The organism is Arthrobacter sp. AK01 (assembly GCF_021109375.1).
Classification (GTDB): domain Bacteria; phylum Actinomycetota; class Actinomycetes; order Actinomycetales; family Micrococcaceae; genus Arthrobacter.
In genome coordinates, this window is record NZ_JAJOHP010000007.1 from 84,205 (window position 1) to 100,764 (window position 16,560).

Annotated in this window: 15 protein-coding genes and 1 pseudogene; 6 read left to right on the top strand and 10 right to left on the bottom strand. The window is 62.3% G+C overall.

What is annotated here, in order from left to right; genetic code table 11:
* Positions 1 to 52: 52 nt before the first annotated feature.
* Positions 53 to 1,270, top strand: coding sequence for an acyl-CoA dehydrogenase family protein (locus LN996_RS04105; RefSeq protein WP_231338900.1), 1,218 nt, complete (start codon positions 53 to 55; stop codon positions 1,268 to 1,270).
* Positions 1,271 to 1,287: 17 nt separating this feature from the next.
* On the opposite strand, the gene LN996_RS04110 is transcribed toward LN996_RS04105, so the two are convergent.
* From LN996_RS04110 to LN996_RS04120, 3 genes are all read right to left on the bottom strand, one after another.
* Positions 1,288 to 2,877: an APC family permease gene (locus tag LN996_RS04110; RefSeq protein WP_231338901.1), complete on the bottom strand. Its 1,590-nt coding sequence runs from the start codon at positions 2,875 to 2,877 to the stop codon at positions 1,288 to 1,290.
* Between the two features lie 144 nt (positions 2,878 to 3,021).
* On the bottom strand, positions 3,022 to 4,674 hold the full coding sequence (locus LN996_RS04115; RefSeq protein WP_231338902.1) for a GMC family oxidoreductase: 1,653 nt from the start codon (positions 4,672 to 4,674) through the stop codon (positions 3,022 to 3,024).
* On the bottom strand, positions 4,675 to 6,186 hold the full coding sequence (locus LN996_RS04120) for an aldehyde dehydrogenase family protein (protein ID WP_231338903.1): 1,512 nt from the start codon (positions 6,184 to 6,186) through the stop codon (positions 4,675 to 4,677). It abuts the gene before it with no gap.
* A 125-nt stretch (positions 6,187 to 6,311) separates the two neighbouring features.
* Between LN996_RS04120 and LN996_RS04125 the strand changes: the two genes are divergently transcribed.
* Positions 6,312 to 7,898: a molybdopterin-dependent oxidoreductase gene (locus LN996_RS04125; protein WP_231338904.1), complete on the top strand. Its 1,587-nt coding sequence runs from the start codon at positions 6,312 to 6,314 to the stop codon at positions 7,896 to 7,898.
* Between the two features lie 190 nt (positions 7,899 to 8,088).
* Here LN996_RS04125 and LN996_RS04130 read toward each other — a convergent pair whose 3' ends face one another.
* The gene (locus LN996_RS04130) at positions 8,089 to 8,319 is read right to left on the bottom strand and encodes a hypothetical protein (protein WP_231338905.1); all 231 of its coding nucleotides are present in this window, start codon (positions 8,317 to 8,319) and stop codon (positions 8,089 to 8,091) included.
* Positions 8,320 to 8,512: 193 nt separating this feature from the next.
* On the opposite strand from LN996_RS04130, the gene LN996_RS04135 reads away from it, so the two are divergent.
* From LN996_RS04135 to LN996_RS04145, 3 genes are all read left to right on the top strand, one after another.
* Positions 8,513 to 9,979, top strand: a complete 1,467-nt coding sequence (locus LN996_RS04135) for a cytosine permease (RefSeq protein WP_231338906.1) — start codon at positions 8,513 to 8,515, stop codon at positions 9,977 to 9,979.
* A 38-nt stretch (positions 9,980 to 10,017) separates the two neighbouring features.
* Positions 10,018 to 11,184, top strand: a complete 1,167-nt coding sequence (locus LN996_RS04140) for a Xaa-Pro peptidase family protein (protein WP_231338907.1) — start codon at positions 10,018 to 10,020, stop codon at positions 11,182 to 11,184.
* 62 nt (positions 11,185 to 11,246) lie between these two features.
* Positions 11,247 to 11,993, top strand: a complete 747-nt coding sequence (locus LN996_RS04145) for a carbon-nitrogen hydrolase family protein (protein ID WP_231338908.1) — start codon at positions 11,247 to 11,249, stop codon at positions 11,991 to 11,993.
* 7 nt (positions 11,994 to 12,000) lie between these two features.
* Here the strand turns inward: LN996_RS04145 and LN996_RS04150 are convergent, their stop codons facing one another.
* Positions 12,001 to 12,735, bottom strand: coding sequence for a LacI family DNA-binding transcriptional regulator (locus tag LN996_RS04150; RefSeq protein ID WP_231338909.1), 735 nt, complete (start codon positions 12,733 to 12,735; stop codon positions 12,001 to 12,003).
* Between LN996_RS04150 and LN996_RS23625 the strand changes: the two genes are divergently transcribed.
* Complete coding sequence (locus LN996_RS23625) at positions 12,734 to 12,856, top strand: hypothetical protein (protein WP_256490977.1); 123 nt, start codon at positions 12,734 to 12,736, stop codon at positions 12,854 to 12,856. The genes LN996_RS04150 and LN996_RS23625 overlap by 2 nt on opposite strands.
* Before the next feature lie 56 nt (positions 12,857 to 12,912).
* On the opposite strand, the pseudogene LN996_RS23865 reads toward LN996_RS23625, so the two are convergent.
* The 5 genes and pseudogenes from LN996_RS23865 to LN996_RS04170 form a co-directional block, all read right to left on the bottom strand.
* Positions 12,913 to 13,017 (bottom strand): annotated as a pseudogene (locus LN996_RS23865) (LacI family DNA-binding transcriptional regulator); the annotation flags it as partial.
* The gene (locus tag LN996_RS04155) at positions 12,999 to 13,982 is read right to left on the bottom strand and encodes a polyprenyl synthetase family protein (protein WP_231338910.1); all 984 of its coding nucleotides are present in this window, start codon (positions 13,980 to 13,982) and stop codon (positions 12,999 to 13,001) included. The pseudogene LN996_RS23865 and the gene LN996_RS04155, both read right to left, overlap by 19 nt.
* Before the next feature lie 97 nt (positions 13,983 to 14,079).
* The gene (locus LN996_RS04160; protein WP_231338911.1) at positions 14,080 to 14,670 is read right to left on the bottom strand and encodes a TetR/AcrR family transcriptional regulator; all 591 of its coding nucleotides are present in this window, start codon (positions 14,668 to 14,670) and stop codon (positions 14,080 to 14,082) included.
* A gap of 44 nt (positions 14,671 to 14,714) precedes the next feature.
* Positions 14,715 to 15,473, bottom strand: coding sequence for a MerR family transcriptional regulator (locus LN996_RS04165; RefSeq protein ID WP_231338912.1), 759 nt, complete (start codon positions 15,471 to 15,473; stop codon positions 14,715 to 14,717).
* 76 nt (positions 15,474 to 15,549) lie between these two features.
* Positions 15,550 to 16,200: a PadR family transcriptional regulator gene (locus tag LN996_RS04170; protein WP_231338913.1), complete on the bottom strand. Its 651-nt coding sequence runs from the start codon at positions 16,198 to 16,200 to the stop codon at positions 15,550 to 15,552.
* Positions 16,201 to 16,560: the final 360 nt, after the last annotated feature.

Here is a 16,560-nt window from a genome sequence, read left to right on the forward strand (position 1 = left end):
AGGACATCCAAGGGTTTGGAAGAGCCTGTGCGGGACATGACGAAGGGGTCTAATGCTCGACGAAAAAGCTGCCGGCACCGTCACCAGCGGTGCGGCAACAGAACGTGTCCTCCCTCCTTACCCGGAGGCGGACCTTATGCACGTAGTGGATCTGCTCCCACCATCGGAGCGTGTGCGCTACCTCGAGATCAGGGAATTCCTGCAGACACGCATCCGGGCGGCCAGTATCGAGTACTGGAACCGGGAGGAATTTCCGTTCGGACTGCTGGCCGACATGGCCAAGTTCGGGCTTGGAGGACTACAGACAGACGGCTCCACCAAGCTCTTCAAGGGCCTCATGTACACCGAGATCGCCAGGGCGGACGTGTCTCTTTCGGCGTTGGTGGGCATCCACAACGAACTCATCGTGGGCATGATCCACGAGCTCGGCTCTGATGAGCAGAAGCGCACGTGGCTGCCTGGGCTGGAGGCCTTTACCCAGTTGGGCGCCTTCGCCCTCACCGAACCTGACCACGGCTCGGACATCGCCGGAGGACTCTCGACGACGGCGCGGCGCGACGGCGGCGAATGGGTCATCAACGGTGCCAAGCGCTGGATTGGTGCAGGCACCATCGCCGACTTTGCGCTGGTGTGGGCCCGGGACGAATCCGACGGGCAGATCAAGGGCTTCATTGTGGAGACCGATCGCCACGGGTACTCGGCCACTAAGATCTCCAACAAAATCGGGCTCAGGATCATGCAGAACACGGACATCGTCCTGGATGAGGTCCGCATACCTTTGGAGAATCTCCTGCCGGGGGCCACGGAGTTCTCGCGGGCGAACGATCTTTTGCGTGATTCCCGGGCTTGGGTGGGTTGGCAGGCTGCAGGGATTCAACTGGCCGCGTTTGATATCGCCCGTTCTTACGCCTTGGAACGCCAGCAATTCGGCAAGGAGCTGGCCCGTTTCCAGCTGGTGCAGCAGCAGCTCGCGGATATTTTGGGCAACGCGAATGCCTCACTGTCCATGATGGTTGAGCTCGCGCGGATCCAGCAGGCCGGCAAGCTCGAAATGGTCCAAGCTGCCATGTGCAAGGCCACCACCACCCGGCTGGCGCGCTCATCCGTGGCGATGGGCCGTTCCCTCTTGGGCGGGAACGGGATCACCACGGATTACGAGATGGGCAAGCTCTTCGGCGACGCCGAGATCCTTTACACATATGAGGGCAGCTACGAGATCAATTCGATGATCGTTGCCCGGGCGGTGACAGGGAAGTCGGCCTTCGTCTGAGACCGCCCGGGCATGCGTCAGGCTTTCCGGGCTGCGACCAAGGCCGGATCCGGGTCCGGGTCCGAAGGCGCAGCGACGGCTGCGTGTTCGGCCAGGACTCCGGTCTTGTGCCGGATGCGCAGGCGGTAGAGGAGCGTCCCGCCGATGATGACCGTGCCGACAAACATGACGCCGCCCCATTGCAGGTACCACTCGAACGGCGGCACCGAGTTGTAAATCTCCGGCCGCGGCCACACCAGGTTCAGTGTCATGGCACCGCCCCACAGCACCGCCAGGATGTTCACGGGCAACCCCCATTTGCCGAGGCTGAATCCCGGTTCTGATCCGTCGTCCTTGAGGGGCCACTTCTTCAAGAAGCGGCGCCGCAGCATGGGCACCGTCACCAGGAGGTATGACAGGTAGATCAGGACGATGCTGATGCTGGAGAGAATCGTGAAGATAGCTGGCTGGGAGATGTTGACGATCAGGGGAATCACGGCCACGACACCGATAACGATGGCGGCCACTGTGGGGGTTTTGCGGGTGGGATGCACTTTGCTGAGCTGACGGCTGAACGGGAGGTTGTTGTCCCTTGCCATGGCGAACATCATCCGGATGGCTGCTGCGTGGACGGCCAACGTGCAGACCACCACGGCCACCACGATGCACGCCAGGAAGGCCTTGCCGAATGGACCGCCCAGCACCGACAGCACGATGTACTGCAGCCCGCCATCGGCCGCTCCGAGTTTGGGATCTGAAAGATCGGGCGCGGCAAGGATTCCGCCGAGGAGGAGCAATCCTCCCAGGAGGAAGGACGCCGTAACGGCGCGCAGGATCGCCCTGGGCGCCGTTTTCTTGGGGTCCTTGGTTTCTTCACCCAGGGAACTGGCGGTGTCGAAGCCGTACATGACGTAGCCGGACGCCATGGCGGCAATGAGGAACACGCCAAAGAAGCCCAGGGGATGTTCTTCGCCGAATCCCGCAGTATCCAAGAGGACTTCCGGTCCGCGAACGGAGTGCCAGATGAGCGCGGCAATGAGCAGGACGGCTGCAACCAGCTCCACGAACACGCCCACGCTGTTGATCATGGTCATGAGTTTCACGCCAAAAGCGTTGATGAGGGTGGAAATACCGATCATGATGCTGGCCAGGACAACCCCGTTGACCGCAAAGTCATAGGGCCCCGTTCCATCGCCCACCAGTTGGAAGCCGCTCCAGATTTGCGGGAGGGTGATTTGGAGGGCCAAGGCAACGGACCCCAGGGCCATGATGGAGGAGAGCAACAGCAACCAGCCCGCCAGCCACGCCCACGTTCCAGTCGAGAGCCTCTTGGCCCAGTTGTAGACCGACCCGGCCACCGGGTAGCGTCCTGCCAATTCCGCAAAGCACAGGGCGACCATCAGCTGGCCGACGAAGACGATGGGCCACGACCAAGCGTAGGCGGGTCCCGCCGTCGAGAATCCGAAGTAAAACAGTTGAAAAACGCCGGTGAGGATGGAGATGTAGCTGACGCCGGCGGCGAAGCTGGCGAACTTACCGATGCTGCGGTCCAGGGTTTGGGCATAGCCAAACTCGTCCATGCCGCTTGCATCGCTCTTGCAGGGTCCTAATTTGCTGGGTTCTGACATGCGAACTCCTAGTTCAGACGTGCACGAATGGTGACTTTCTGCGGCCGCCATTGGACGCAGATGAAATCAAGGCCGGGCACCGCTTTGTGCCTCCGGCTGTTTCCCCCATTGTTTGTTGCGTGGGTCTAAAAGCAGGGTGCCTGGTCAGGCGAGGGACAAGCTGAAGCCGGCTTCCGCCGTCGTGGTGTCCTCCGTCCGGCTGTTGTTGAAATCGGCCTTGATGAAATCGGCGCAGCGCTCGCCAATCATCATCACGGTGATATTCGGATTGACGGTGATGTGTTCCGGCATGACGGAGGCGTCCGCCACGCGCAATCCGGTAACGCCCTTGACCCGCAGTTCGGGATCCAAGGGTGACATATGGTCGTCCACCGATCCCATGCGGACTGTGCCGACGGGGTGGTAGACGGTGTTGTGCGTTTTGCGGATGTAATCCTGCAGTTCTTCATCGGTCTGCGCTTCGATGCCAGGGGAGAGTTCCCGACCGGTCCATTCGGCCATTGCCGGCTGCGTGGCGATTTCGCGGGCCTTGCGGATACCGGCCACCATGACGCGCATGTCGTGCCCCTCCGGATCGGTGAAGTACCGGGGATCCACCATGGGCTTGTCGCGGAAGTCCCGGCTGCGCAAGCGAACGGTCCCGCGGGAACGCGCGTGGGTGACATTCGGAGTGAGGCTGAAGCCGTTCTCCGTGGTGGGGTAGCCGTACCGCAGGGTGTTCATGTCGAACGGCACGGAGCCGTAGTGCATCATCAGGTCCGGGCGGTCCAGGCCATCCTGGGTGGGAGTGAAGATGCCGATCTCCCACCACTGGGTGGAGGCCTGCACCATGGGCTGCTTGGCCTCGAACTGAACCACGCCTTCCGGGTGGTCCTGCAGGTGCTCGCCGACGCCGGGGGAATCCACCAGGACCTCGATGCCGTGCTGCTCGAGGTGTTCGGCCGGGCCTATGCCGGAAAGCATGAGCAGCTTGGGGGAGTCGATGGCGCCGGTGGACAGGATGACCTCGCGATGCGCGTTCAGCCTGTGCGTACGGCCGAAAGCCGAGTCCACGACGTCGACGCCGGTGCAGCGCTTGTCCGCGTCGAACACCAGTTGTCGCGCCCGCAGGCCGGTCAGCAGGGTGAAGTTTTCGCGATCAATGATGGGGTGGATGTAGGAGACCGAGCTGGAGGAACGTGTCCCGTCCGAGCGTCGGTTGATCTGGAAGAAGTTGGCACCGTTGATCACAGTGGTGCCGTCATTGAACTTTGCCCGGGGGATGCCGGTCTGCTCACAGGCATCAAGGAGCGCGACGCCGGCGGGATCGTTCGGAGGAACGTTCATCAAATGCACCGGACCGTCGTGGCCGTGGTGTGGAGCTTCCGGTCCGGCGTCCTCGTTCGTTTCCAGACGCTGGTACAAAGGCCAGGCGGCGGCAGCGTTCCAGCCCGTGGCGCCGTACTTCGATTCCCATTCATCCAGGTCTTCGCGGGGTGCCCAAAAAGCGATGCAGGAGTTGTGGCTGGAGCAGCCGCCCATGACCTTGGCGCGGGCATGGCGCATGAAGGAATTGCCGTTCTCCTGCGGTTCCACTGGGTAGTCCCAGTCGTAGCCGGATTCCAGCAGTTCCATCCAGCGGTCCAGCTGCAGGATTTCGGGCAGGCCCCGGTCATCCGGGCCGGCTTCCACCAGGGCAACGGTGACGGCAGGGTCCTCGCTCAGCCGGGCGGCGACGGCAGCTCCGGCAGATCCTCCGCCAATGACGACGTAATCGAACCCGCGCTCGCTGAGGTTCTCGATGTTGTCAACGTGCATCTATTTCTCCTTGCCGTGGTCTGCGAACCAGCCGGTCACCTGGGGGCTGGTGTTCTGGTAGATGTGCTTGGCTTCCTGGTACTCGCCCAGCCCGGTGGGACCGAGTTCGCGGCCGACGCCGGACTGGCCGAAGCCGCCCCACTCGGCCTGCGGAAGGTAGGGGTGATAGTCGTTGATCCAGACCGTGCCGTGCCGCAAACGGCCCGCTACCCGCTGGGCCTTGCCGGCATCCTGGGTCCAGACGGCGCCCGCCAGCCCGTAGATGGTGTCGTTGGCGGTGGCCACGGCTTCGTCCTCGGTGCGGAAGGTTTCCACTGTTACTACCGGGCCAAAGGCTTCGTCGATCACTACGGACATTCCCCGGGTCACGCGGTCCAGGACGGTGGGCTGGTAGTAGAAACCGGCGTCGAACTTTTCGCCTTCAGGGGCCGCGCCGCCGCAGCGCAGCCGCGCGCCTTCGGCAACACCGCGCTGGACGTAGGCGTCCACCTTCTCCCGGTGTGCGGCGGAAATCAGCGGACCGGTTTCGGCGGACTCATCGAACGGGCCGCCCAGGCGGATGTCCTTGGCCTTGCGGACCAGTTCCTCGACGAAACGCTCCGCGATGGATTCCTCCACCACCAGCCGAGCCCCGGCGGAGCAGACCTGCCCTGAGTGCACAAAGGCGCCGTTCAGCGCATTGTCGACGGCGGCGTCGAAGTCAGCGTCAGCGAACACCACGTTGGGGTTCTTGCCGCCGAGCTCCAGCGCCACCTTTTTCACGGTGCCGGCTGCGGCGGCGGCAATGCGCTTGCCGGTTTCCAAGCCGCCGGTGAAGGACACCAAGTCAATGTCCGGGTGCTCAGAAAGTGGTGCGCCCGCTTGAGCGCCGGGGCCCGTTACCAGGTTGGCGACGCCGTCCGGTAGGCCCAGGTCCTGCAGCAACTGCATGGCAAGGATTGCGGTGGAGGGGGTCAGCTCCGCAGGCTTCAGGACGAAAGTGCAGCCGGCGGCCAGCGCGGGAGCGATCTTCCACGCAGCTTGCAGCAGCGGGTAGTTCCACGGCGTGATCAGGCCGCAGACTCCGACGGGCTCGTAGACGATTTTGCTGACGACGGCGGGGTTCCCGGCGTCGACCACCCGGCCCGCCGACTGCCCGGCGAGGCGTCCGAAATATTCGAAGCAGGCGGCGATGTCATCGATGTCGATGCGGCTTTCGATGATCCGCTTCCCGGTGTCCAAGGATTCAGCGCGGGCAAACTTCTCGCGACGTTCGCGCAGTTCCGCGGCGACCTTGAGCAGGAACGCGCCCCTCTCGGGAGCGGGGACGTTTGCCCAAACACCGGAATCGAAGGCCTTGCGGGCTGCGGAAATGGCGCGCTCGGCATCTTCGCGGCCGGCTTCGGACACCGTGGCGACCAGTTCGCCGTCGGCCGGGTTGCGGATCTGCCGCACGGCGCCTGACGCGGCCGACTCCCACGAGCCGTTGATGAAAAGCGTGGAGGCAGAATCAGAAAATGTGGCTTGGGTCATACGAAGCAGGCTAGTGCATCTTGAACATTCGTTCAAGGAAAATTATGAACAGATGTTCAAAGTTTGTGGTTGGGGTGGTCCGGATCCTCACCCATCCCTGTTCCCTGCCGCTACGAACCACTGACATGAAAAAGCTCGGACTCCGGACCAAAGGCCCCGAAACCATGGCAGCGCTGGCAGGCGTGGTATCTGCCGCCGTCGTGCTGGCCGTAGCCGAGCTGGTCGGTGCATTCTTCACCGCCAGGGCGACCCCCGTATTCGCGCTGGGATCCACGTTCATCGACTTCACGCCCTCGTGGATGAAGGACTTTGCGATTGCCACCTTCGGTACCAACGACAAAGCAGCATTGTTCGTAGGCATGGGCCTTACCATCGCCCTGCTTGCCTGCGTTCTGGGTGTTGTGGCCTACAAGAAGTGGGCGCTGGGCGTCCTGGGCGTGCTGTTCATGGGTGCCGTGATTGTTGCCGCCGTCACCACCCGCGCCGGCGTTGGACCCGCCGACGCCATCCCTTCAATCGTGGGAACCATCGCAGGCCTCTTCGTCCTGCGCCGCCTTATCAAGCCGTTGTGGGGCTTGAAGTCGTGGCCGGAAGCCCCCGCTGACATAGCGGCCGACGCCGACAACCAGGTTGGGGGTCCCGGAACCAGCCGCCGTCGCTTCTTCGCCGCGGCCGGCATCACCGCCGTCGCCGCCGGAATCGCGGCCACCGGTGGGCGGCTGCTGGGTGCCGCACGCAACAATGTTGCGCAGGCCCGGGATGCACTCCGGTTGCCGGCACCCGTCAAGGCTGCGCCCGCTGTTCCGGCGGGAGTCCAGTCCCCGGTGGCAGGAGTCTCCGCTTGGCTGACACCGAACAACGATTTCTACCGCATTGATACCGCCCTGAGCGTCCCGGAAATCAACGTCGAAGACTGGGTACTGCGGGTGCACGGAATGGTTGAGAAGGAAGTGACCCTCACCTTCCAGGACCTGCTCGACGCCGATCTGATCGAATCGCACGTCACCCTCACCTGCGTATCCAACCCCGTAGGCGGAAAGCTCGCCGGAAACGCCAAATGGCTGGGCATGCCCCTCCGCGAAGTCCTGGCCATGGCCAAACCGAAGGAAGGCGCGGACATGGTGCTCTCAACATCCATTGACGGATTCAGCGCCTCCACTCCACTGGAAGTCCTGCAGGATGACCGCGATGCCATGCTGGCCATCGGCATGAACGGTGAGCCGCTTCCGGTGGAACACGGATACCCCGTGCGGATGGTGGTTCCAGGGCTGTACGGGTTCGTTTCCGCCACCAAGTGGGTGGTGGACCTGGAGGTCACCCGCTTCGCTGACAGCAAGGCGTACTGGACGGAACGCGGCTGGTCGGAGCGCGGCCCCATCAAGACCATGGCACGTGTGGACGTACCCAAGTCCTTTGCGAAGTTCGCGCCGGGAAAGGTCGCGGTGGGCGGCACCGCTTGGGCGCAGACGCGGGGAATCACCAAGGTGGAAGTCCAGATCGACGACGGCGAGTGGGTGGAAGCAACCCTTTCCGACGAAGCCTCCACCATCACCTGGCGCCAGTGGTCCTATGAATGGGATGCCACGCCCGGCCTGCACTACGTCAAAGCCCGGGCCACCGACGGCACCGGCGAAGTCCAGACGGAACAGCGCGCCGATCCAGTGCCGGACGGTGCCTCGGGCTGGCCGTCGGTGATGGTGACGGTGGAGTAGCTGTTCGAAGTTCGCGGGCTGACAGGGGGGAGGGGGGGGGGGGGGGGGGGGGCCGCCCGGGGGGGGGGGGGGGGGGGGGGGGGGGGGGGGGGGGTCTTGGTGGCGCTGGGGGGGGGGCCGGGGGGGGCGCCCCCGGGGGGGGGCGCGCGCCCCCCGCCCTCGGCTCTTTTAGCCCGGCAGTAAGAAGGGGCTAGCCGAACACCCGGGTACCTTCAGGCATCGCGGGCATGGAGGAGGCTCCGCCGCCGAGGTCCTTGTCATTGGCGGTCAGGCCGGTGGGGAGGGTGGCCATCAAGACGGCCACAGGCGTGCCGGTGATGGACTTCTGGAACCAGCCGTTGCCGATGGTGGTCACTGGTCCGTCGATGGAGTGCTTCCAATTGCCGTCTGCCTGGAGGCGGACTTCCCGCCTTACCCACACTCTTCCCGTGGAAGTTGATGGAAGCCGGCGAAGTGCTGGACAAGAAGAAACGCTTCTGCAATCATAGATCCTAAGCTTCATGAGGTGACATAAAGCACACGCTTTTGCAGAAGCGTTTCTGCAGAATTGCGTCTTGGGGAACGCTGACATCCAACATCTGCCGGACAACAGTCCGGCCCTCAATCATTTGGAGGTGGCCACATTGAATAATGGGGCCTCAACAGTCAAAACGGAGCCGCTGGGCTCCTCCAGTTCAGAGGCACTGGTTGAAGACCACGGAGTTTGTCCGATTCCGGCGCGGGACAGGACCTCCGGGGGAGCTGATCAATTCTGGATCTGGGCCGGTGCCAACCTTGCTCCCATCAACTGGGTGCTGGGAACGGTCGGTCTCGGGCTGGGCTTGAGCTTGGCCGAAACCCTGATCGTCATTCTCGTTGGCAACATGATGGGCTCGGCACTCTTCGGGCTCTTCTGCATCATGGGCCACAAGACCGGCGTGAACGCCATGATTCTGGCCCGGCTCGCGTTGGGACGGCGCGGGGCCAAAGTCGTGGCCGCAGTCATGGTTCTTATGCCCATGGGGTGGGTCGGAGTCAATACGTGGATCGTCTTGGACCTGGCGATGACAGCCCTCAAAGAAGTGGGCGTGCAACCCAATGACACGGTGAAGTACTCCATCGCGGCAGTCATCATGATTATCCAGGTCCTTTTGGCCGCCTGGGGATTTAACGCCATCAAAAAGTTCGAACGCTGGACGATGCCCGTCATCCTGGTGGTGATGGTCGTGATGACGATCGTTGCCTCACTCAACGTACATCCGAGCTTCGCCCCCGGGACCTTGGACGGCACCGACAAACTGGCTGCCATGAGCCAGGTCATGACCGCGATTGGCATCGGTTGGGGCATCACCTGGTTCGTTTATGCAGCCGACTTCACACGCTTCACCCGTCCGACCATGCCCACTAAGAAGGTGTTCTGGTCCGCGACGCTTGGAATGTTTGTTCCCGTCGTCTGGCTCGGCTTCCTCGGCGCGTACATCGCATCAGCCGGCGGAGGAACCGACCCTGCTGAATTGGTGCTGACCGCCTTCGGCGCATTGGCTTTGCCAATCCTCGTCCTTATCCTCCACGGGCCGATCGCAACCAACATCGTGGTCATGTACTCGTCCGTCCTGGCGGTCCTTTCCCTGGACATCAGGGCGCGGCAATGGAAGATAGCGCTCGGCGGGGGAATCGTCGGCTCCTTTGTCCTCTGGCTTTTCCTTCAGTCCGAAAACTTCGCCAACTCCGCAGCGCAGTGGATGAGCGTTCTCGTGCTCTGGATCTCGCCGTGGGCCGCGATGACCTTGGTTGACTTTTTCATCCTCCGCCGCCAGCGGGTTGATGTTTCAAGTCTCTACGCGGCTCCTTCAGTCAAATGGTCCCGTGACGTCAACTGGCCCGGAGTGGTGTCCCTGGCAGCGGGGCTGCTAGCCGGGTGGCTCTTCCTAAAAACCGGCATTCCTGGGGTCGAAGGCCCCCTTGCGATAGCCCTCGGAGGCACGGATCTTTCCTGGCTATCCAGCAGCATCGTGGCCGGCACTCTCTATTACTTCCTGGGACACAAGAACGCACTGCCCGCCACCGTTCCCAGCGCGTCAACGATGACGTCCGCTGAATAAACCCCACAGACCTGCACCACCAAGAAAAGAAGGAAATCATGTACAACTGGTCCACCATCAACATCGACAGGCTCCGCCAGGATCGCCGCACTGCCATCGCCGAACTGATGCAGCGAAACCAGCTCTCCCACCTCCTCCTGACTGGGTTTGACCACATCCGCTACGCCACGGACTACCGCACCCAAATCATCGCCGAAGCCTTCGACTGGTTCGCAGCCGTCGTTGACCGCGACGGAAACGCGGAGATCTTCACGCCTTGGGTCGACGAGACCCAGGCAAACCCGGTCGCAGACCTGCCATGGGTTACGGCCATCCATGCCATGCCGTCATGGGCTCCCGTCGTCGGCCACCCCGAAACCTGGACCAGAGGTTTGGCAGCAGCGCTGAAGGGGGCTACGAAAGTTGGCATCGAGCTCATCGACCCTGCGATCCTCGGCCGCCTCCAAACTGTGCTGCCGCAGGCAAGCTTTGTTTCGGTCGGCCAGGAACTTTACGACATCCGCATCCGAAAGACCCAGGATGAAATCATCCTGCTCGAAGACGCCAGCATCGTTAACTCCATTGGGGCTGAAGCCGGAATCGCAGCCGCCGTGCCGGGCGCAACAGACCACGATATCCTCGCTGCCGTGATGGGCAAGCTTCAGGAATCGGGACCTGAGTTCCTGAGCCACTCACTGTGTAACCACAGGAGGGGAAATGGTGGATGGTTCGCCGAAGGCAGCGTTCTTCGTGAAGGAGACCCCTACTTCTTCGACATCGGCGTTTACGGGCAGCACGGCTACGCATCCGACATCGCCCGCACTGGCTTCGTCGGCGGAGAAGCGCGTCCGGAAATTCGTGCCGTCTACGAGAAGCTGCTGAACGCCCACCGCATCGCGGAGGAAGCGGCAAAACCGGGCGTCCTGGTCTCCAAGGTTGACGAAGCAGTCAACAAATACCTCGCCAGCGAGGGCCTGCCGACCACCCCGTACGCGATCGGTCACGGCGTGGGGCTCCGCGCCTGTGAACTGCCCACTATTTACCGTCACGGGCTCTTCGACCGAGACCAGGTCATCGTGGAAAACAGTGTCATTTCCCTCGAACCCGAAACCGGCATCGAAGTGGACGGCGAATTCATGCTCCTCAAGCTCGAAGACAACTACCTCGTGCAGTCTGACGGCGTCCGCCGTCTCTCGCCTGCGGGTTACGGACTGGAGCTGGTCTAATGCAACGCGGTGTACATTCTCTGCCCGTCGAACAACATCTCCGTCCGACAACACTGCGCCTGGTGCTGGCCCAACTTGAGCCGGTTCCCCGTCGGATCGACGAGAATGTACACCGCGTGCTCAGCGTTCTTGAGGAACATCACGAAGCGGATCTGGTGGTCTTCCCCGAGCTGTTCCTGACCGGCTACACGTCCGTGGACGTATGGGAGCTGCAGCTTTCGGTGGACAGCCAACCCATCCAGGTGCTCCAGGCCGCCTGCCGTGGCCACCAGACGGCGTTGGTTGTTGGTTTTATCGAACAAGCCGGGTTGCGTCCTTACAATTCGATGTTGATGATCGACAAGGACGGCACTGTAGCCGGCGTCTACCGAAAGACACATCTTTTTGGCGGAGAAGCAGAAGTGTTTACTCCGGGGGACAAACTTGAATGTGTGAACTTGGGAGCCATTACGGTAGCGCCCCTGACCTGCTTCGACATCGAGCTCCCCGAACCGGCGAGAAAGCTGGCCAAGGAGGGGGCGGACCTCATCATCTCCATCGCCGCGAACATGGACCCGTATTACGACGATCATGAGCTTGCAGGCAGGGCGAGGGCGCTGGATAACCGGATCCCCCACATTTACGTCAACCGCACTGGCTCTGAAGGTCCGTTCGACTTCGTCGGCGGCTCAAGGGTCGTTGCACCAAACGGCGCCGTGCTGTCCCAGGCCGGACGCAGCGAGACGATTCTCTGCGTAGACCTGAGCTACGGTTCCCGGGTCGAATCGGACATCGACTACCTGCTCCACCTGAAGCCGGAACTGTACTAGGCGGTTCCTAGTTGGTCGGACGCGCGCCGGCTTCCGTGCTTGCGCGGACAACGAGGTGAGCCGGAATGGTCACGCTCTTTATTGATTGTTCTCCTTCAATTTGTTCGATGAGCATCTCCGCGGCCGCGCGTCCGATCTCCACTGGTTGCAGTTCGACGGCGGTGAGGGGCGTCGAAGCGCCAGCTACTGCTGAGCTGTCACCCAGGCTGACGATCATGACATCCTGCGCAGCAGAGGCTGCCATTGAAGCCCCAAGGGCGAGTCGGTCCAGTGTTGCAAATATGGAGTCCGGGGCATCCTCCCTGCTGAGGAGCCGTTCAGCAGCCTGGCGCCCGGTGTCTTCCGAGAGGCTTCCCGACACCACTTCCAGCCGGGGCTGAACTCCGCGGACCTTGCACCAGCCCTCGTAGGCTTGAACACAATCCGCGGCATAGGAAGCGCTGACTGGGCTGGAAATCAAGCCAGGTCGCCTGGAACCCTTCTCCCACAAGTGATCCAGGACCTCGGAAACGACAGCAGAGAAATCGTTGTCAACGCTGCTGGTGACTGTGGAGTCCAACCTGCCCACTGTCACCAAGGGCCTGCCGTCCACCAATGCACGCTGCACCAGCCTGTTCTCAGGCACGGGGTCGACAACTATGGCTCCGTCGTAAGGAATTGTGGTTTTACCCGCCCAGTCGCCGATAGGAGCCATCGCCAGGGCGTAACCCCTGGACGAGGCAACTTCGGAAGCTGCGCTCATGACCCGGACAAAAAATTCGACATTCCACATCGACGTTACAGCTGTCTCCGGCGCCGCAATCGACATCATAAGAATGCCCGTCCTGCCGGACGCGAGACTCTTCGCGGCAGAGCTTGCCTGATACCCCAAGCTCTTGGCCGTCTCCAGTACTTTCTTTCGAGTCTCCTCAGGCAGTCTGCCCTTGCCACTTAAAGAATCGGAGACTGTCGTCACCGAAACGCCCGCTGCCTTGGCAACGTGCCGGATCGTAACTCTCGTAGCCACTATTTGTCCCTTCCCCACTGCAGCGGCAAAAGATGCCGGTATTCAGCGCGCATCCCGTCTTCCAAGGCCTCCTTGAAGTATTTCTTCGTCCACGAGACCAGAGGACCGGCGTTGTCCAAGGGCAACGCGCACTCGAGGGAATGAGCAGAAGCATCCACATAGCCCTCGAGCAGGCCCAGGCAATAGGAAACGACGTCAGGATCGCGAAGCAACTCGTAAGCCTTGCTGAATTGGCCAGCCTCCAAGGCCTCTTCCAAAGCAGCTCCTGAAGTGGTGGAAGCCCTGATGGCCGCTACCCCGAACACGCCGTTGGGGAGGTCCGTTTCGACAGGTTTGCCCAGAACATGGTCGTCCCCTAGGAGATCGAGAAGGTCATCCAACAGTTGGAATGCCATCCCGAAGTTCCACCCGAACGAACGAACCTGTTCAACTGTCGACGGCGACAGTTCCAGGACGAGAGCGCCCATCTCACAGCTGGCAGCAAAAAGCTCGGCCGTCTTCATGGAAATGTAGGAAAGGAAGTCCTGTTCCGCTGAACGCAGTGACAAGCGGGACTCTGCCAGCTGCCCGAGCGTCAGACGCTCAAAGGCAGACTGCCAAGCCGAGGCGGCAGCGGGCCCTGCCTCATGGGCCAGCTTCATGCCCCTGGCCAACAGCAGATCACCCGACAGGATGCTGATTCCCTCCCCGGCAGTGACATGTACAGCGGGTGCATCGCGTCGATAGTCCGACCCGTCGATCAGATCGTCATGAATAAGTGAAGCCGCGTGAAGCAACTCGACCGCCGCCGCAGCCGAAAGGAGCGACGGACTGGGCACGGCACCGACGGTGGCCCCGATATCGAGAATCAAACCGGACCTGAGCATCTTTCCGGCTGAAGCAACCGGACCCAAAATCTCGTCGAGCGCCTCCGACCCTGTCCCTCCGGCGTTCTGGACAATAAGGCTGCGGACCTGACTCCCCACGTATGCAAGGTCATTCATTGGCTTCAAGACAACTCCGATTCACACTGAAGAAACGCTTCTGTAGACAATGCTACCGTGAGATCCTCGCGGCGGAATGGGGCAAGGGCGGTTCGAATCACCGCGAAGGGGCGAAGGCGATGTCTTCCGTGCGGGCAATACCGCGCTCGATGGCTGCCTTGTCGATGCCCAGGAGCGTGGTGAGCCACATGCCGTTCTGCACCACGACGACGTCGGCCGCACGGTCCCGGCATTCCTCAGGTGACAGCCCGGGAATGGCGTTGCCGATCAAGGCCGCGAGCCCTTGGAGGTACCTCTCAAAGGCTGCGGCATTGATGCGCGCAAAGTCCTCATCCGCCTGGGCGAGGGCCCACAAATGAAGGCGGAGGGATAGATACGGCGTGGTCAGGAGGCGTGGGTCCGCAACGCGACGAAGGGACTCCCGGAGTTGCTCGTCCGGGGTCGACGTAGCCTGCGGCTCCACCAAGAGGAGGTCGTGCTCTTCAATCTGGTGGAGCACCGCGCGGATCAAACTCGGTTTGTCCTCGTAGTAGTAGTTCACAAGCCCAAGTGCGACGCCGGCTTCACGCGCCACAGCGCGCATGTTGATGCCCGAAATGCCGTGGCGGGACAGCAGTTCCAAGGCTGCGTCGAGGATGCGTTTTTGTCTGTCAACCTGTCCGCCGGACTTTACGGTGCTTGTACCCATTCGGCCAGACTATTGTGAAACCCTGATCGGCGCATCCTGAGCGTCTACAGGTTCTTTTCCGCGTAAACCCGCAGCGCATCCCGGACGAATGTCGCCCCTGATTCCCCGCCGTAGTTGGCCGCGAACCGCGGATCAGCAACGTACATTTCTCCGAGTCCCGTGACGTAACCCTTGACGTCTCCGCCAGGTGCCGCCGTCGGGGTTCCCGGAATGCCGCTGAGCCACTCAACGTGACGCCTTGCCAGGTCCTGCGCCTCGGCGCTGTCCGCCGAGACCCCGGATTCTGCGGCGGAGATCCAATCCGTGCCCAGTTTCTGGACGCGGTCCTTCCACTGCTGCTTTTCGTCGGTGCTCATCCCGCGCCACCACGAATCGCTGGCCGCGTAGGCGTCCTTGCCCCATCGCTCCTCCACCTCGTCTTTGTACTGAGTGTGGTCGAAGCCATCAAACATGTTCTGTGCCATGTACTTTCCATCCCCTTTCATCGTGTCGATGGTTTGCCGAACGGAGGCGATCTGCCGGGTCAGCCTGTCCTGCTCCTGGGCGAGCCATTCCAGATGGCTGCTCAGCGCTTTGACGGTGTCCGTCTCGCGGTCAAGAACTTCGGCGATGGCCGGCAAGCCAAGCCCCAGTTCCCGGAGCAGGAGGATGCGCTGGAGCTGAACCAGAGCCGGACCGTCATAGTGGCGGTAGCCGTTATGGCCGGTCCGGCTTGGCTTCAGCAACCCGATGTCGTCGTAGTGACGCAACGTGCGGCTGGTGGTGCCTGCGATCTTTGCGATTTCCTGGATTGACCAGTCCATCAGTCCTCCGTCCTAGCCTTGTTCCTCGACTGTAGGGGTTGACGCTACGTCAAGGTCAAGGGGACTGTGGCGATCACTAGTCAGCCAGGATCAGGTAGAGCGCCCTGCGGGTTTCGTCCAGCTTCTCGATGGCAGCTTGACGCTGCTCGTCAGTGGCCGCGGCGCGGAACTGGTGGATGACGCCCATGAGCTTGCCGACGCTTTGGTGGAATGCGGCGCCGGTTCCATCGGCCTCGGTGTTCCAGGCGTTGGCGAGTTCCTCTTCATGCTCGGCGATGTAGGCCTTGCCGTCATCGGTGAGAGTGAATTCGGTGCGCCGACCTTCGCCGACGGCGACGATCAGTTCTTCGTCGACCAACTGCTGTAGCGTCGGATAGACCGACCCGGGACTGGGGCGCCATGCGCCGGACGTCTTTTCGGCGATGGTCTTGATCAGGCCGTAGCCGTTGGACGGAGACTCGGCCAGCAGCGAGAGAATTGCTGCGCGGACGTCGCCGCGGTTGGCTCGGCGTGAACCGCCGGGACCGAAGCCCCTAGGGCCGAATCCGGGTCCAAAGCCGGGGCCGAAACCGCCCGGTCCGAAGCCTGGGCCAAATCCGCCGCCGCCGTGTCCGCCCGGGCCGCGTCGGCCTTTGCCGCGATTGAAGCGGCCTCGTCCATGTCCGTGTTCCGGGTGTCCGTGATCGTGCTCGGGGAATGAGTTCTCGTGTTCGTTGATGCCTTTCATAACAGCATCGTCCTTTCGGTTGTTGTTACGCCGAAGGAATATCGGCGATAGTTAACGATATATCGGTAACTATCGCGACGTCAAGACCTGAAATTTGGGGGTGAGAGAGGGACCGCGGGAAAGCGTCGAAAGGTGAGAGAGGGACCGCGGGAAAGCGTCGAAAGGTGAGAGGGGATCGGTTAAAGCACGACGGGGGGGGGGGGGGGGGGGGGGGGGGGGGGGGCCCCCCGCGGGGGGGGGGGGGGGGGGGGGGGGGGGGGGGGGGGGGGGGGGCCCCCCCCCCCCCCCCCCGCCGCGTGCTCAATTTCGAGAGTCATTGTTGGCTAGCCTGCCGTCTTTTCAGTCCAGTAGGTGTCCCAG

What these genes read in the sequence shown, in the direction of transcription:
- LN996_RS04105 (WP_231338900.1), top strand. Translation starts at nt 53, where the DNA reads ATGCTCGACGAAAAAGCTGCCGGCACCGTCACCAGCGGTGCGGCAACA.
- LN996_RS04110 (WP_231338901.1), bottom strand. Translation starts at nt 2,877, where the DNA reads ATGTCAGAACCCAGCAAATTAGGACCCTGCAAGAGCGATGCAAGCGGC.
- LN996_RS04115 (WP_231338902.1), bottom strand. Translation starts at nt 4,674, where the DNA reads ATGCACGTTGACAACATCGAGAACCTCAGCGAGCGCGGGTTCGATTAC.
- LN996_RS04120 (WP_231338903.1), bottom strand. Translation starts at nt 6,186, where the DNA reads ATGACCCAAGCCACATTTTCTGATTCTGCCTCCACGCTTTTCATCAAC.
- LN996_RS04125 (WP_231338904.1), top strand. Translation starts at nt 6,312, where the DNA reads ATGAAAAAGCTCGGACTCCGGACCAAAGGCCCCGAAACCATGGCAGCG.
- LN996_RS04140 (WP_231338907.1), top strand. Translation starts at nt 10,018, where the DNA reads ATGTACAACTGGTCCACCATCAACATCGACAGGCTCCGCCAGGATCGC.
- LN996_RS23625 (WP_256490977.1), top strand. Translation starts at nt 12,734, where the DNA reads ATGACCCGGACAAAAAATTCGACATTCCACATCGACGTTACAGCTGTC.
- LN996_RS04150 (WP_231338909.1), bottom strand. Translation starts at nt 12,735, where the DNA reads ATGAGCGCAGCTTCCGAAGTTGCCTCGTCCAGGGGTTACGCCCTGGCG.
- LN996_RS04155 (WP_231338910.1), bottom strand. Translation starts at nt 13,982, where the DNA reads ATGAATGACCTTGCATACGTGGGGAGTCAGGTCCGCAGCCTTATTGTC.
- LN996_RS04160 (WP_231338911.1), bottom strand. Translation starts at nt 14,670, where the DNA reads ATGGGTACAAGCACCGTAAAGTCCGGCGGACAGGTTGACAGACAAAAA.
- LN996_RS04165 (WP_231338912.1), bottom strand. Translation starts at nt 15,473, where the DNA reads ATGGACTGGTCAATCCAGGAAATCGCAAAGATCGCAGGCACCACCAGC.
- LN996_RS04170 (WP_231338913.1), bottom strand. Translation starts at nt 16,200, where the DNA reads ATGAAAGGCATCAACGAACACGAGAACTCATTCCCCGAGCACGATCAC.